We start from the raw sequence: 16,968 nt of genomic DNA, 5'->3' as shown, positions 1-16,968 counted from the left end.
TGTTACATTTTTATAGATTTAAAAAAGTAACTGTTGAAACCATTCGTTCACCACACTGTCTATATTTAAATAAATAAGTGTAAGCCAAATGGAGTCATAAATACCATGTATTAAAACTAATAACAATAAATTACTTTTATTTTTGTAGTACAACAAAGCAAAGAATAAGCTTCCTATTCCAACTCCTATTATTCCTGATAATCCTTGGTAGCCATGTGAAATCCCAAAATAAACAGCAATTAATATACCTGAAAGTATCCATACTTTTTTTGTATCTCCAAACAATTTGGCAAAACGTTGCATATAATACCCATGAAAAAGAACCTCTTCCCCGAATGCAGCAAAAACCCACATGATAACCATCATTATGGCATAACTACCAAAATCTCCTCTAGTATCATTTAGAGAACTTAAATCATGATTTCCAAGATAATATTGTAAAATGGTATCTATTATTCCCGGTACAAAAAAGAATAAAATTGATATCCAAGTACTATTTATAATGGTTTTTAGGTTTAATTTTTGCCCAATTCCAACATAAGACCAATCCCATTTTTTTTGCCATACGGTGAAAAATACAACGCCTAAGCCAAAGAAGTAACCTAAATTCCTGTCTTGAAGTGATAGTAATGTTGCAATTAAAATTACAACTACAACCGAATAGGGCTTTACTAAATAATTAAAAAGTTGAGCTTTCATTTTTATGTGTTTTCATAATTGCTTTTTTTCTCCGTTTGCCAATACTTGAAAGTATTCTCCTTCGGTTATTAATAAACCTTCAGATTTTTTAGTAGGGTCGCATAATAAGTCCACAAGTGCTGAGAATCAATTAAAACTTGTGGATAGCGTATGATACACCTTTAAAAGGAACCATTTAACGAATAAAAATAGTTCAGTTCAACTTTGGAATATATTTTGAACGGTATGTTGAAACCCTTATAACAAAAAGTGATATGTTCAACACCATAAAAATAAAATGGTCATCTTATTTTGGATTTCTACTGCTATTGTTGGCAACTACTATAAACGCACAAAATGAATATGAACCTGGATATATTATTTTAAATAATAATGATACTATTTATGGAAACATTAAAGATAGAACTGATGATAAATTATTCAATAAAATAAGGTTTAGACAAGAAAATAAAAAAACCGATCGGTACAGCGCTTATGATATTAAAGGCTACAAAAAAGGAATATATAGTTTTGAATCTTTATGGTATAAAGAAGAAACTGAATTTTTAAGGTTTCATTATTTTAATCGTGGAGGTTATGGGGAAAAGGTCTTTTTAAAAGTGTTAGTAAAGGGAGAATTGAGTTGCTATGCCAAAGAATACATTCAAGATGATAATTTTTATTTAGACTATTTCGAACTTTTTAAACGGGACGGTGAAAATAAGTTTGAACGCGCTACTCAAGGATTGTTTGGCTTAAAGAAGAAAAGACTTACCCGTTATTTTTTTGATTGTCCCAACTTAGTAAAAAAAATAAATAACAATAGCATTAAAAATCCTATAGATGTGGTTACCTACTACAACGAATTTTGTAGTAAAAAATAAGAATATAATTGTAGACTTTGTAAATGGTACCAATCCCTAAAACGGAGATTAGTTTTTGAACTCCCCGCCAATCTTTTTTCGGGCTTTTTAGAAATCGTTACCGATTTCCTTTAGCGCAGGTATAATTGTTTACCGATCGCTATGAAGTCTTTTTCCAACGAGTACATCCATTTTCGGTATTCTTTATTTGATTTCCTTTTCTAAACCGCCTGCTCGCTATCTTTTTAAACGGCCTTTATTGCTTTTTTGACTTTACCCTTTTTGTATTTTGTCTTCAATTGGACCAAGCCATTTTTCACATCGACGGCCACCTGATCTGAAATTGTCTTTATATTGAATTCCGTGCCCAAAAACTCGATATTACCATGAGCTGTTGCCATGGTGAAGATAGCTTCATTGGTTGTTTCAATAAAGAACGCTTCCACGCTCAGGTTGACGGTGCGTGGATTAAAGTCTTCTTGGTATGAAATGTAACTGTTGTTCTTCAGGTATACTTAAGAACCATGGGGAAGTATTATCGCTTCGTAATTCCATTCCGTACAAACCTCCATTGGGTATTACACGCCAAGTTTACAAAAAGAAAGCAATAGGCAAAAAAATTCCTCACGGGTATCTGTCAGCGCGCCATATAAGAGGTAAGTTCTGCGTCTCCTGTTTGATAATATACCTGTCCGGTGATATCGTCAACCGCATATAAGGGCTCTCGGTCCTTACCCAAATTGATTTCGCCTGCTACCTTACCAGTTGTTTTACTAACCTTTAACAAGACAATGTCTTTCTCTTGTTTTGACATGATGAACATAAAATCCCTACCTTGTTTGGTGGCCTTGAGTCGCGCATTCGCCGTTCTAAATGCGGCACCGGCATAGCTAGAGGCTGCATTACCCAGTTCTCCATAAGCGTCACCTATTTGAGATACTAGTTCTCCTGCAACTTCGTCTTTTTGTCGTACGTCATTTTCTGCCGCAGCCATAGCACCTGAAACATAGTAAGAGGTAGCGCCTATGTAGGCTGCTCGTACGGCCGAGGCATATAATAAGGCACGTTTCCAACCCGCTTCTTTTGGGGCGGCATAATACTCTTGATAAACTAGAGACCCGTCAAAATTGAATTTAGCCACGTTTTGATCGGAATGTATAAAAATGCCATCCTTCAGAATTTCCATGCTTGATGGTGACTCTTTCCCTTCAAATTGAAGTTCCACTTGCGAAAAATCACTTACTTGGCCATTTGACTTATCCACAACCTTTAAAAGTCCGGAACTATAATCAAAAGCATAAATTTTATCCTGATACTCGGCGGTAAGTCTAGGACTGGTCCGAATACTTTTATTCCACTTTAGGGTTCCCGTACGATGGTCCAAAATATTCATCGATTCAGTTGTAATATATAGGATTGAATTCGCTAGTGGAACAATGCCAACGACCGTACCATCGACTTTGACAGGTTTTTCAAATGTAATGGCCCCAACCGTTGGGTCTAAATAATTGAGAAAATCTTTATTGGCTGTTCGCGATACAAGCAAAATGCCATCACCGGAATCTAAGTAATCATATACTCCACCTTTGATTGCGATACCACGACCCTTTTTCCCCCACAGCCCTTCACGGGTCTTGTAGTCAAACAGGTTTATTTTTGTTCGATTACCATCATCGGGCAACACCAACATTCCTTTATCTAAAAAATAGACCTGGCTTAGAGCCCCGTTTACCTCTAATTCTTCGTTCCATACCAAACTGCCATCATTAATGTTATAAGCATTATAGTTATTGGTATAGTTAATGGTGGTATTGCCAGATGATGTGGTCATTCCGCCTTGTCGCTCTTGCTGTGACCCCAAATAGAAAACGTCACTGCCTTCGGGCTGGTAGTAGTATAGTTGAATGTCCATATCTTTGGAAACATGCTCCGCGGCCTGCTTCAATAATGCACCGAATTTACCCATTTTGTCTATTTGCGCTGCTTCCTTGGAGTTCATTTTTTTCCAAATTACGTCTCCGGTATCTGCATTGAGTTTGTAATTATTGAACAAGGTTACGATAAGAAGTTCTTGATTGTCAAGTTCGTTGGCCGCAACGATACGGCCAAATTTTTCATTCATCGACCATGACAAACTAGCATCTGACATTTTTACGGAAACCATGAGCGGTTCTTCGTTGTAATCTGTTCCGGAAACAAGAATTGCATCTGAGTTATATAACAAATGATAGCTATCAACCTTTTGAAGTCCGGCATTTTTAGAATTAAAGACTTCATTGCCGCTAAACTGATCTATGAGATGCAAGCTACGGTCTGTAGTTACCGAAAAAAACGGGCTATTGGGCAGTTCTTCGAAAGCGGCTCTATCAAGATTGCCAAAGGCTCTTTTTCCCCAACTAATTTCACCTGTTTCGGTATCGATACCGATTAATTCTTCTCTTGAACTAACGATAAGGTTGCCAAGTGAAGTAACTTCTTGCCATAAAATTTTAGTAGGTACCTCTTTGTTCCATTTCATCTCTACCTGTGAAAAGGATAGTAACGGAAATACCATTAGTAATAAAAGAAATGGTTTTATCTGGCTCATATTCTGGTTTTTAGTCTAGATAGAACGCAGTATACCGCTGTTTATTACGATCTATGCTACTTTTCAATTTCAACGCTATCTGAACCAAAATTCCAATCCTATTGACCTAAATGCCTATATCATCGGTAAACTTAGTTATACTTAAGGTCTTCCCGATAAAGAACGATTTAGATACCTATGGAGCAATTGACACCATTCCACACACACACATTACACCGCCCTCATATTGTCGTCTCGCATTATAATTGTTTATTCATTGCGGGTTATTGTTTTTAATAGTTTTCATGAACCTCGGAAAGAAGCAATTCTACTCATTTCAATATCGGGTCCTCGGTTTCATTAACCTTTAGAGAAGAAGGTTTTTAGAAGTGATAAAAGAAATTAGCCAGTGGGTGATTTACTTTTATGTCGAGACGAAGCTTTGGCAAAAGAAAGTGAAATACAAAATACCCCAGCGTACCGACCATTTCAAAAAATAAAAGGTCTCCCAGACCTTCTATTTTTGTGCTATACCCAAGCAAAGTGCCATAACGCAAAACATTATAGTACAGATTGTATTATTGGTTTAGCCAGTATCCGAAAAAATAATCAAGAAAGATGGTGCACTGGCATAATTCCAATAAAGATTAATCCAGGTAGCTATAATTCTATTATGTACGGAATATTTTAAAAGATTGAGAATCTTTTAAAATTTAGCGAGCCAATGCGGCCAAATCGTGATGTTACTTTTAAGAGAGTTTACGTAGCTTCAAATTTTCCACACAAAAAAAACTTTTTAGAACATTTCAAATTCTTAGAAACCATAGAGACAAACCTTTCGGCTGTCTCATTATATAACCTTTATTTGGCTGGTACCTTTAGCCTGTTCGATTATTAAGCTTTTAAATCGAGTGACAAAAGTAGACTTAAGCCAATGATCATGTTGTTTTTTGTTTGTTAATTAGTGATTTATATACGAATAGTTGTTTAAAAAAGAGCCCTAACTTCTATGTTAGAGCTCTTAATTATTACTTGTAAATTGTAACTAGTAAATTCACACAATTATCTTAATCATTGGGCACTATCGTGAAATTTGCCGTAGCAGAATCTCCATCACCATTGAAATTCAAACTTACACTGCCTGACATCAAATCAGCGAGATATAATTTTTTACAAGCGACACCTAAATCGTCATCAGTACTTGTAATACCACTATCATCCTCATAAATATGTCCGGTTAGATAAACGTAATTATCGGCACCCGTTTCAAGCGTAAAAGTCTTGGATTTATTAATATTTATATTATAATTGGATGCTGTTTGATAATCGGCTTCAGCATAATTTCAAGTACAACAGAGGCCGGCACGCATGCACCTACAGTAATAACCATAAAAAGAGAAAAGAAAAGGTCTTCCAGATATTACCCTTTTTAATCCGTTTACAAAAGCAAAGTTGCCCTTAAATAAGCTCAGGGCAGGCATAACGCGGTACATTATGGCAAATACGTTATTTGGGTAAGCGGTTCTTTATGGTTCCTATTTGCCCCATATGGTTAGCCGAATGTTCCATCACATGGTACCAGATATAGTGGTAGTTCAATCCCTCTTCTAAATTCGAGGAGAACCATGCATCACCTTTGGTTTTCAGTCCCTTAAGGCTTTTTTCACGGACTTCATCCCATAAATCCAAATAATATTTAATCGGCTTATCCTTAAGTATGCTTTTTACCTCTTCATTAAGTTCGCCCGCTACACCAAATCTCGTTTGCTCATCTTCTGTCCATTCCCTACCCTCCAACGTCGCTATCTGGTAATACGATTCCGTTGACACTAAATGCATGACCAATGATCCTATGCTATTGGCCTCAGCATCATATAGAAAATCAGTTTGTGATTGGTCCAAGTCTTTAACTTGTTGGGTAATTCTTTCTTTTAAGTCTTCTAACATATAAACCATTAGACCAATCTGCGGTGAGAAACCCTCAACCGATTTTAATTCTCCTTGTGCGTTCAACAACACCACGGGTAATAAAAAAAGTAAAAGGCTGGTTTTTGTTTTCAAGGATTTCATAGTGTCTTGTTCAAATTGGCAAATGGATATGGATAGCTTTTTAAAGCTACTATTTATGGTCACCCAAAAATATTACATAAGGTAATTGATTACCTACGAATTTCCATAATTATAAAACCTTTTGACAGGGTTTTAACATAGTATGGCGACTTCTATACCATCACGTTCCAGACAAATGCTACCCCTCTCCTATCCTTCGGCTTACCTAGACTCCGCACGGTACAGGTCGCTCAGGAGGAGGTATATTCTTTAAGATGAAGAAGTAGTTGAATTTTAAAAAATAACGCGCTAAAGCGATTCTGCACTAAAGGTATCGCCTTTCGAAATATCACCGGTTTCAAACCCTTTTTTGAACCATCGCATACGTTGTTCAGAAGTGCCATGGGTAAAGGAATCGGGTACTACCCTACCTGTGGATTGTTTTTGTAGACGATCATCCCCAATGGCATTCGCAGCGTTCAGGGCTTCTTGAAGATCACCGCTCTCCATCATTTGTTTTGAACGATTGGCCCAAACCCCGGCCAGAAAATCGGCCTGTAACTCTAAGCGTACAGAATATTTATTGAACTCGGTCTTACTCAATTGACCTCTGAGTCTGTCGATTTTATCCGTAATCCCCATTAACTTTTGAATATGGTGACCTACTTCATGGGCAATGACATAAGCCTGTGCAAAATCGCCAGGAGCATTCATTTGGCGTTCCATTTCCTCAAAAAAACTAAGGTCCAGGTATAGTTTTTCATCCCCGGGACAGTAAAACGGACCCGTGGCACTGGATGCCGAACCGCAGGCGGAGGATACATATCCTGAAAACAAAACTAACGTAGGTTCCCGGTAATTTTCCAAGGTGTTGTTCCATACATCTTCGGTACTCGCCAGGATAACGGCACTAAAATCCGCCAGTTCATTTTCTTCGGCGGTACCTTCATAATTTCCGGAAGGAGCGGTTTGCGTCACCCCACCGCTAAGTAAATTACTGATCAAGGTCAACGGATTATTTCCCGTAATAAATGAAAATACAAGGAACAGCCCTACAATGATCAAGCCTACTTTGGAGAAGAGCAGTTTAATGATCGGACCGAGCAAATTGGGACTGAATCCACCCAAACCTCTCGCGGAACTGGACCGACCTCTACGGTCGTCGACATTGGAACTTTCTCGCTTACCTCGCCATTTCATACTGTTGATTTTTAAATAATTAAATCAAATATAAGGCATACTCCGATTATTCAACCAGGGAAATTGAACTGGTAAAAGAAAATTTTTCTCGCTATAAATTGAACGTGGACAAAAGAACTTTCATTCTTATACTAATGGAAACTCTAAAATCTAGGAGGTACATATAATTATGGTGCTAGAGCTAGCGTAAAGAAAATGTACCCAAAGTATAATTTCAATGAGGAGCAAGCCGCAGTATTAGACTTAAGTAGGCAGTCCCTCTAAACCGCCACCGAAAGCAATCACCCATCTGGATTTTTTACAAAATACATTTCCATGACACCCCTATTTTTAACCGAGATACCTCCCCTAGCTTCACAGTCGAACTGATTCTTGATCAATACATAGGTGTTTTCCGAAATGTTTATCCTACCTGGTTCTGACATCGATTCCATTCGTGAAGCCACGTTTACAGTATCGCCCCAAATGTCATAAGCAAATTTTTGGGTGCCCACTACCCCGGCGACTACTGGGCCTGTATTAATGCCGATGCGTATGTCAAAAGTCAATTCACTTGCCGCTACGTCTTTTTTTGTTTCTTCAACAAAAGCGGCAATTTCAAATGCGGCGTTTACCATGCGTTGGGGATGATCTTCTTTAGTATCGTGTAAGCCCCCTGCGCACATATAGGCGTCGCCAATGGTTTTTATTTTTTCTAAACCATGTTTATCAATAATAGTATCGAATTTTGAAAAATAAAAGTCAACCGTTTCCACCAAGGCTTCGGGTGATAGTTTTTCCGAATAACTAGTAAAGCCTTTGAAGTCTGTAAATAATACTGTTACCGAATCGTATTGTTTGGCTTTTACTTTACCATTTGCCTTAAGCTCTTTAGCGGTATCCTCTGGTAAAATATTCAATAAAAGCATTTCTGACTTTCTTTTTTCTTTTGAAATTGTACGGTAAAACCATAAAGACGCTAACAAAGATATCCCTACAAAACCTAAGATAATCAATTGATTTCTGGTTTTCGTTTCTAATAATTCTACTTCAACTTGTTTTTGGGAAACTTCATTCTCGGTTCGAATATCGGCTAATTGTTGCACCTTTTCTATATCTAAAAGGCTATCTCTATAGGCAATATGGTCTTTATAGTGTTTGTAGGACAGCTCCATATTACCTATGGTTTCATAAAGAGACGCTAGTTTTTCATTGGCATCACCAAGCTGTTCTTTTAAACCATATTGTTCAGCCAAACCTAAACTTCTTTTCGTGTACCTAATAGCAGTTTCATGCTCTTCTTTTTCTATATAGATATCGGCCATGGCCATTAAATATACACTAATGGGGTAGTAATCTTCTGATTTTTCTAAAATACCGATTGCTTGGTTAATATTTTGTTCTGCTAGCTCGTTTTTACCTGTATTGGCATAAACCATCCCAATATTCCCCAAATTATATGCTTTTCCAGCAGCATAATCGGCTTCCTCAAAAAGTTCACCCGATTCCTTGAAATAGACCATTGCGGAATCGTATTTTTTGTTAAGAAGCAATTCATCTCCTGCGTTTAAAATAAAAGTTGCCAAATTGATAGTGTCATTGGTGTTTCGTAGGATAGTGATCGCCCTATCATAGTAGAGCATTGCATTTTTATGGTTTTCAGAAATTGCATAAATGTCGGCAATAGCTCCATAGGCACTGCCCTCCAGAGAAATTTTATTGTCTCTTTTTGCAATTTCTGCGCTCTTGAATAGTGACTTTAGGGCTTTTTTTAAATCACCAAGCATGTTTTGTGTACTACCTTTTTGAAAATATCCTCGGGATAAGTATCTATAATTATCTTTTTTCTCAGCGAGTTGTATTAATTCTTCGGCGTATTTAAGACTAAGTTGGTAATTATTTACTTCGTTGAATGATAGTTCAGCGAGTAACTCTAATCTAGCTTCGCCTTTAAGCGTGTCCATTTTATATATAGAAGTCAAACTATCCGCTATTCGCTGGTCTTGAGCTATGGTCGAAATGGTAAAAAAGTAAAAAAAGCCTATTAGAGAATAATAGGCTATTCTATAGTTAATCATGACAATTACCTGTTTTATTTTGGATTAGCCCTTAGTCTTGGATCAATAACAAAAGTTTTAGGATCTAGAGGTTCATCATTTAGTTTGGTCCATAATGGAGTGGGATGGTAAGTCACCAAGTAGTACACACTTGAAGCCGAAAAAATAATAGGTCCTTTACCACTATCTCCGGCAATGCCTTCGATTAAAACAGGAGCATCGGCAACCGTTTGCCATGTGTTTTGTGCAATGTCCATACGAGCAACTTTTGAACCCGCATAGATAACAGGGCCACTACCATAATTACAAGATATACCTTCTATAGTAAAGGGAGCAGCCGTAAGAATGCTCCATGCATTCGCTGTATTGTTATAGTAAGCAACCTGTGTTCCAGAATAAATGAGAGGATCATTGGTGCTAGTCGCCGTAATGCCATCAATTTGAAATGGAGCAGGTGGAAGTGTAATCCAATTCGTTTGTGTAGAACTACTCAAAGCGGCCACTTGAGTACCCGAATATATTATGGGGCCATTGAATTTATCACCGGCCAAGCCTTCTATTTCGAATGGTGGTGCTACCATCGAAGTCCATGACGTATCATCTTTGGTGATGAAGGCTAATTGCGAACCCCCGTAGGCTATAATTCCAAAGGAATTGTTACCAGAGAAACCATCAATTTCAAATGGGGCATCGGGGAGCCTCTTCCAAACATTGTTCTGATAATTATCTATATAAGCGACCTGCTTACCAACAAAAACAATAGCACCATATTGATTTTCACCGGTAATTCCTTCATAGCCGTTAAGACCAATGGTAATAATATAATCTTCAGTATCGTCTGGTGGGGCGAAATCCTTATTTTTAATTTTAGCTCGGTACGTATTATGACTGTTTCCACGACTAATTTCCTGCATTATTTCGCTTCCAGATTCTCTTTTGACACTTTCAATAAACACGGGTGTTACACCATTTTTAGCTACCGCGGTCCATGTTATTTTCTGGTTTTTATCAACTACAGATTCAAAATCTTCAGGTCTGCCAATGACAGCAATAGGATCATTTCGATCATCTTTAAATTCTACTTTTGATTTTTTGTTCAATTCGTTAATCGTTTCCGTGTCTACGGTTACGGTAATGTTTGTGTCTTGCCCCATAATAATTTGGTTTAGTTTGGTTAATTAGCTTAAAAATCAATTTTAGTCGGATTATATAAACAAAATATACTACTTAGGATGCATGTCTATAAATATTGTCCGAAAGAACATCTGTATTTTTCAAAATACAAATAAAGGGGAAATTTACTGTGGTTAAGATACTATATTTTTAGTATTTCGTGGCACTTTTTTGAAAGGACCATAGACCTAGATAGCAGATGTATCAATAATTAAAACCTGAAAAATAGGTATTCATGCAAGGAACAGCCCTACAATGATCAGGCCCACTTTGGAAAAGAGCAGTTTAATGATCGGACCGAGCAAATTGGGACTGAATCCACCAAAACCTCTCGCGGAACTGGACCGACCTTTACGGTCGTCGACATTGGAACTTTCTCGCTTACCTCGCCATTTCATACTGTTGATTATTAAATAATTAAATCGAATATTAGGCATACTTCGATTATTCAATCAGGGAAATTGAACTGGTAAAAGAAAAATTTTCACGCTATAAATTGATCGTGGACAATAGAACTCATATCCTTCTGAGACACTTTTACTTTTAAAGGGTAAGGTATTTTTCAAAATTGAGCGAGATGATTAATGGATAGGCTTAATTACATTCAGGCACCCTTCCTTCAAGGGTCATTAATGTCCAAGCCGTTTCATAACCCAGTTTATGGGCGCTCCAGGAACGCCACGCTTCAGAGGAGGTATCCGTAGGTTCTGTGCCCAGGGCGCATGTTCCGGTTAACAAGGTATAGATATAGGCGCCGGAAGCCCTATCCAAATCACGGCTAATATGCCAGCTATCACGATATGCCGAATCCGCTATATTCAATCCCTTCATTTGTGCGTAGAGCAACCTTATTGGTAAGGCCCTAGCGGTAGGTAATTCGTTTTCACGAATCATGTATAGGGCCACACCCAAGTCGGTTCCGTTTTCTGATTCGCTACCTCTTTTGTCAATACCATAGAGCATGGTGGTATTTCCTGTACTGCTGTTATCTTGCATCGGAAAACCGATAGAATAGTCAAAGAGGCCCGCATCTACTTTGTAGCGTTTACTGGCTTCAAAATTCGTGTTCGCCCTACCTAGGTTAAAATGAACTTTGGGGGCGCCATCGCGTTCCAGTTGGGTGTCCTCATCCTTTGCTATGACCCAGCTTAAACCACCGATAATACCATTTTCCGAACTCGTGCCCGTATGGTTATATCGTATGATTGATGCCGTTACATTTCCACCTTGAAAAGGAGAGTTATAATTGAACTCACCAGCATAATGCGTTGCTGTTTTAGCAGCATTAACGGTTTGAAAGGCCTGATCGGCCAAGGCGTCATTATACGTATATCTTGAGCCTGACGGGTTTTGCCCATACAATTGTGCATAAATTGACGCTGCGGTCACATAAGCCCCGTTGGCTGTGGGATGCGCGGTTTCCGTATCTTTCAATTCCGATGGAAGCCCTTCCCATGCAAGTCCGGCCGGTATAACCTCTATATTGGTAATGCCACCTTCCGCCGTACGATATGTAAATTCTTCAAAATCAGTGATCGAAGCTGTATTTTGTTCGTCCTTTGGCCATAACATCAACAGAAGGGGTTTCGCATTTCCCTCGGCCACGGTAGAGGCTATCTTGTTGACCCCTAAGGCATAGAACCCGGGTATTTTGGAAACGATATAAGGGTCGGCAGCTATAACTACATAGTCCCAGTCATTTTCCCCCTCCCCTTTTAATTTGGATCTTCGGGCTGTCTCCCCCTCGGGCCAATAGTAATATTGCAAAAGGGAATGTGCATAATGTGTATATTGATATTGGTTGGTAGCATCGCTCCCTAAACCCACGGTAAGTTCCTTGGCCTTGTAGGTATCTTCATAAACCACATTTACCGTGGTGTTTATTGTCTCATCTTCCGAAAGTATAGCAGTCAGTTCATTCGCAACGGATTCCAAGGAAAAAGCCGATACGTCTGACTTAATAGATGTACTGGGACCAAGTAATAAGATATTCAAGGTGCCATCCTGGTTGATGTCCGCATTGAAATCTTCGTTGGCGGGCATGTCCGTTGTACCATCTTCTTCGGTGGACTCTTCTTCCTCAATCACTGATGAAATCGTGTCTTTACTACACCCATTGCATAGCAATAGTACAGTAAGTAATAGGAAGAAGGCGTAACATGCACTTTTTAATGAAAAATGGACTGATTTGGGAATCATAGCTCGGTATTAAGTAGGTAGCAGCTATTGAAACGTATTGTAAAATGGTATCGTATACGACTGGGGCTGATTTAGATGAAATGCATACCGCTTAACAAAAAGCCAAGAGCGCTAGCACGCTCGCACCATTCAACAGTCTTTCAATTGGGGTAGCGCTATTCCTTTCTAATAATACAATCGAAAATCCAGCAGCTTGCAGATATTGTAATGCCGTTGATGCAATTCCTCTACCACATCGAACATATTATCATCTTCGTTAAACAAGTTAAAGAATGCTTTATCAAGATTTGAACTACTTAGTCCATTAATGGTATTACCATAGCCAGAAACCGCTTTTGCGTTAGTGACATCCAAAAAATATTGTGCTTCTTCTTCGTCTAGATCTAGCACTTTTGCATTTGAAAAATGTAAGATTTTTCCTTTTAACTTTCCTTCAAAAAGTTCTGCTATTTCCTGTAAACTATAGTAGTAGTCATTTAAACAAATACTATTTGCCTCGCCTGTCATTACCAAGTATATGATTTCATAGTCCTTAAAATAATGATCATCCATGACCAATGTATTCAAACTAGCTTCTAGACCTTCAATGGTGTCGCATGTTTTATAAATACTAGCTACTCCATACTGCATGGCCAATTCTTCCAAATTTTCTTGTGCTTCGGTAACCTTGTGCGTTTCAATATCATGAACCCCTTCTAAACAATAAATGAATTTTTCTGAATCTATAGGGTGTTCTTGGGGTAATTGTTGTCTTTTTGCTAACAAATTTCAGGATTTATGCAACGTGTATGAAACACAAAATTAAGGTAACTCTTCGATTGATTTTAACGTTTTGTCACTCAAATCATGGCGACTTATTTGTACTTCGTTTCCCAAAGCGCTTCCATTGCGGTCACGCGTTTATGTAATAGCTTTGCTGCTTCTTGGGTTTTGGCCGTCGGTTTGGCATCGGTCTTCTGCAACACATTGAGCAGAAAAAGCAATTTGGATTGCAATCCGACAATCGTTTCTTTTTCGAGCTCCGAGGCATAAATACTTCCGTAGATCAAATCGCCATCCTCCGGGACTCCATCTCCCCTAAAAGCCAACAACTTTTCCTGTTTCCTGCTTTTTCTAGCCAGCTTGGTATCAATCGCTTCTCGAATCTCCTGCAGTTTCCCGTAATCAGTATAGGTCTGAAGGGACAGGTCGGTTTGTAGGGCAAGGGCTTCATCGCTCATAGTGGAACGCGGATCCAGTTTTACCGTGATGTTTTTTTCCAAAATCTCCCCATCGACCTTCAATTGCACTTTATACGTTCCCGGAGCTACAAAGGGGCCTTCCGGTCCGCTGGGGGTATCATATTGCACAGCCGCAATGGCAAAGGCCCGATTGGTGCCCTGAGGTTCCTTATACCGGAGATTCCATATAAAACGGTGTTGGCCAGGTTCGTCAGACAGTCCTTTAAACGGACGTATCCAATACGTGGGATGCTGCATTTTAGTCGTATCCAACACTTCCGCCCTATCGTCACTGGAAAAGTTGTTGATCAACGCTCCTTTCGAATCCAATATGTTAAGTTCCACGTTTTGGGCCTCAGCCCCTAAATAATAATCGATAAGGGCACCGTCCGGCGGATTTTCTCCCGTAGGTTCCTCCGGGGGCAACGGGGTGTCGCTAAACATATTGAACCGTACCCGATAGGCATCGCTGGGCGAAAATAAATAGGCGTTTTGGTCGGACAGGTTGGCCAGCTCCCGCAACGGACTCACATCGTCCAAAATCCAAATGGAACGACCGTGCGTCCCGATGACCAAATCATTTTCATGAACGACCAAATCCCTAATGGAAGATGCGGGCATGTTCATTCTTAGGGATTGCCAAGAGTCACCATCATCTGATGAAAAATAAACCTCACGTTCTGTTCCAGCGAACAACAACCCTTTTTGTTTAGGGTCTTCGCGAACGGTGTTCACAGGACCTGAAGGGTTCATTCCCGAAACGACTTCTTGCCATGTTTTTCCATAATCATGTGTTTTGTAAATATGGGGCTGCATGTCATCTTTTCTAATGGCATTCACGGCAACATAAGCGGTTCCTTTATTAAAATGACCTGCATCAATTTGTGAAATTTTATCCCATGAAGTAATTGTTGAAGGGGTTACTTCTTTCCATGTTTTTCCACCATCAATCGTAACATGCACCAGGCCATCGTCTGTTCCTGCCCAAATGATATCTTTATCCAAAGGTGAAGGTCCTATGGCGTACACAATAGCACGTTGCGGCATAGTTTTCATAGCAACAGTTTTGTAATCACCGACACTAGTGGGTACTTCGGGTTGTTCTCTCGTTAGGTCTTCACTGATTTGTTCCCAACTTTGTCCTCCATTATGTGTTTTCCAAACAACATTGGTTCCAAAAAGCAACATGCTATTATCTGCTGGATGAAATAACAATGGCATCGTACGTAGGTATCTGAATTTTCCCGAACGCAAAACTTCAGGACCAACATATTGGGACTGCCCCGTTTTTTTATTGAACCTAATTACACGTCCACCATAAATGATGTTTGCATCTACGGGATCAGGAGCTACATACGCATATTCGTCTGCACCCACTCCGATAAATTCCCTAAATGAAATTTGCCCCCCATTACTCCTGCTTGCAATACCAATGGCTCCACTTTCTTGTTGCCCACCATACACCCAATACGGAAATTGGTTGTCCGTAGTTACATGATATAATTGTGATGTGGGTTGGTTATACCATGAACTCCATGTTTTCCCACCATTTACAGTGACAACGGCTCCTTGATCTGCGGCAAAAAGCATGATTTCTGGATTTATTGGATTAATCCATATACGATGATAATCATCTCCTCCCGGTGCGCCTTTGATTGACATCCAGGTTTTACCACCATCTTCAGATTTGTATGATGCTACATTCCCTACAAAAACAATATTTTCATTGGTTGGATGAACTTTTATTTCAGCAAAGTCGCTACCTCTTCCCCAAAGACGGTTCTCGGTTGTAACCAAATTCCAGCTTTCACCTGCATCATCACTTTTATAAACGCCACCATTTTCTTTGGCGTCAACTGTAGCGTACATCCGTTTTGAATTGCTGAGTGACAAAGCGACTCCTATTCTTCCTAACCCTTGTTTAGTTCCAGGTAGTCCTTTTACCAGTTTTCGCCAAGTTTCTCCACCATTCGTAGATTTGTATAAGCCACTATTTGGGCCGGTAAACTTTGCATTCTCCCAAGGTCCTTCCAGGTGTTCCCACATAGCGGCAAATAAGATTTCGGGATTATTCGGATCCATTTCAACTTGAATTGCTCCGGTATTATGGTCTATATATAAAGTTTTTTTCCATGTTTTTCCACCATCATTGGATTTAAAAATGCCCCTCATTTCATTTGAGCCATACGGATGGCCTAAACCAGCCACATAAACTACGTCCGGATTAGTTGGATGCACAATCACGCGACTTATTTGTTGAATATCGCCAAGTCCAATATGTTCCCAGCTTTCACCTCCATCATTGGATTTAAACATACCATCCCCTACTGCAAGGTCTGGTCTATGAAGGCCTTCACCGGTTCCTACATAGATTACATTTGGATGTGATGGAGATACCGCTAAATCTCCAACGGAGCCCGTTGTAACGTCATCAAAAATTGGATTCCAGGTACGGCCATAATCATCTGTTTTCCATACACCTCCATTATTCACACCTATAAAGAATACATTGGGTTGAGTAGGAACACCAACTGCACCTACGGTTCGACCTCCACGAAAGGGTCCGATCATTCTATATTCTAAATCCTGATAATGAGATTTGTCTATTTGAGAGAATGACTGAATGGATACCAAAAGAGAAAAGGTTAGAATAAAGATCCTCATAGTTGCAGTTATCATGGTAGTGTCTTTCAAAATCAGCATTTTTGAAACGCTTGATTGGGTTATACAATAAATTTGTCCTTTAAATTTAAAAGATAACGCTTTTCTTCTATTGATATATTAATACTGATCAAAAGCAGTATTAATTGCCGGTAAACCGATTAATATTAGGCCTCCCTCCCGCCTACCCTTGAAGTGATTTCTTTTTTTAGCGGGATGAAGCTTAGACTAAAGAAAGCGAAGTGATATCTATTTTGCATTTGATAAGCAAATTGATATAATGCGGAACATTATAATGAAAATGTTATCGATGTTATTTTATG

General features: G+C 39.0%; 11 protein-coding genes. 1 reads left to right on the top strand and 10 read right to left on the bottom strand.

The window, feature by feature from the left end; genetic code table 11:
- Positions 1 to 18: 18 nt before the first annotated feature.
- Positions 19 to 699 (bottom strand): CPBP family intramembrane glutamic endopeptidase, encoded by a 681-nt coding sequence (locus tag AACZ41_RS05450; protein WP_339627340.1) that lies wholly within the window; start codon positions 697 to 699, stop codon positions 19 to 21.
- Between the two features lie 254 nt (positions 700 to 953).
- Between AACZ41_RS05450 and AACZ41_RS05445 the strand changes: the two genes are divergently transcribed.
- Complete coding sequence (locus AACZ41_RS05445; RefSeq protein ID WP_339627339.1) at positions 954 to 1,562, top strand: hypothetical protein; 609 nt, start codon at positions 954 to 956, stop codon at positions 1,560 to 1,562.
- 224 nt (positions 1,563 to 1,786) lie between these two features.
- Here the strand turns inward: AACZ41_RS05445 and AACZ41_RS05440 are convergent, their stop codons facing one another.
- The 9 genes from AACZ41_RS05440 to AACZ41_RS05400 form a co-directional block, all read right to left on the bottom strand.
- Positions 1,787 to 2,050: a FecR domain-containing protein gene (locus tag AACZ41_RS05440; protein WP_339627700.1), complete on the bottom strand. Its 264-nt coding sequence runs from the start codon at positions 2,048 to 2,050 to the stop codon at positions 1,787 to 1,789.
- A 128-nt stretch (positions 2,051 to 2,178) separates the two neighbouring features.
- Positions 2,179 to 4,128, bottom strand: coding sequence for a PQQ-binding-like beta-propeller repeat protein (locus AACZ41_RS05435; RefSeq protein ID WP_339627338.1), 1,950 nt, complete (start codon positions 4,126 to 4,128; stop codon positions 2,179 to 2,181).
- Between the two features lie 1,485 nt (positions 4,129 to 5,613).
- On the bottom strand, positions 5,614 to 6,177 hold the full coding sequence (locus AACZ41_RS05430) for a DUF664 domain-containing protein (protein WP_339627337.1): 564 nt from the start codon (positions 6,175 to 6,177) through the stop codon (positions 5,614 to 5,616).
- 288 nt (positions 6,178 to 6,465) lie between these two features.
- A complete protein-coding gene (locus AACZ41_RS05425; RefSeq protein ID WP_339627336.1) occupies positions 6,466 to 7,356 on the bottom strand; it encodes a neutral zinc metallopeptidase in 891 nt (296 codons plus the stop codon).
- Positions 7,357 to 7,637: 281 nt separating this feature from the next.
- Complete coding sequence (locus AACZ41_RS05420) at positions 7,638 to 9,413, bottom strand: adenylate/guanylate cyclase domain-containing protein (RefSeq protein ID WP_339627335.1); 1,776 nt, start codon at positions 9,411 to 9,413, stop codon at positions 7,638 to 7,640.
- Between the two features lie 14 nt (positions 9,414 to 9,427).
- Entirely contained in the window at positions 9,428 to 10,546 is a 1,119-nt protein-coding gene (locus AACZ41_RS05415) for a hypothetical protein (protein ID WP_339627334.1), read from the bottom strand.
- A gap of 613 nt (positions 10,547 to 11,159) precedes the next feature.
- Positions 11,160 to 12,764, bottom strand: coding sequence for a hypothetical protein (locus AACZ41_RS05410; RefSeq protein ID WP_339627333.1), 1,605 nt, complete (start codon positions 12,762 to 12,764; stop codon positions 11,160 to 11,162).
- Between the two features lie 165 nt (positions 12,765 to 12,929).
- The gene (locus AACZ41_RS05405) at positions 12,930 to 13,529 is read right to left on the bottom strand and encodes a DUF6642 family protein (RefSeq protein WP_339627332.1); all 600 of its coding nucleotides are present in this window, start codon (positions 13,527 to 13,529) and stop codon (positions 12,930 to 12,932) included.
- Between the two features lie 89 nt (positions 13,530 to 13,618).
- The gene (locus AACZ41_RS05400) at positions 13,619 to 16,678 is read right to left on the bottom strand and encodes a glycoside hydrolase (RefSeq protein WP_339627331.1); all 3,060 of its coding nucleotides are present in this window, start codon (positions 16,676 to 16,678) and stop codon (positions 13,619 to 13,621) included.
- Positions 16,679 to 16,968: the final 290 nt, after the last annotated feature.

The sequence above is a fragment of the uncultured Maribacter sp. genome, assembly GCF_963974015.1.
In the GTDB taxonomy this organism is placed as follows: Bacteria; Bacteroidota; Bacteroidia; order Flavobacteriales; family Flavobacteriaceae; genus Maribacter.
The sequence above is the reverse complement of the archived record's forward strand: the minus strand, read 5'-3'. Positions and strand labels throughout refer to the sequence as shown.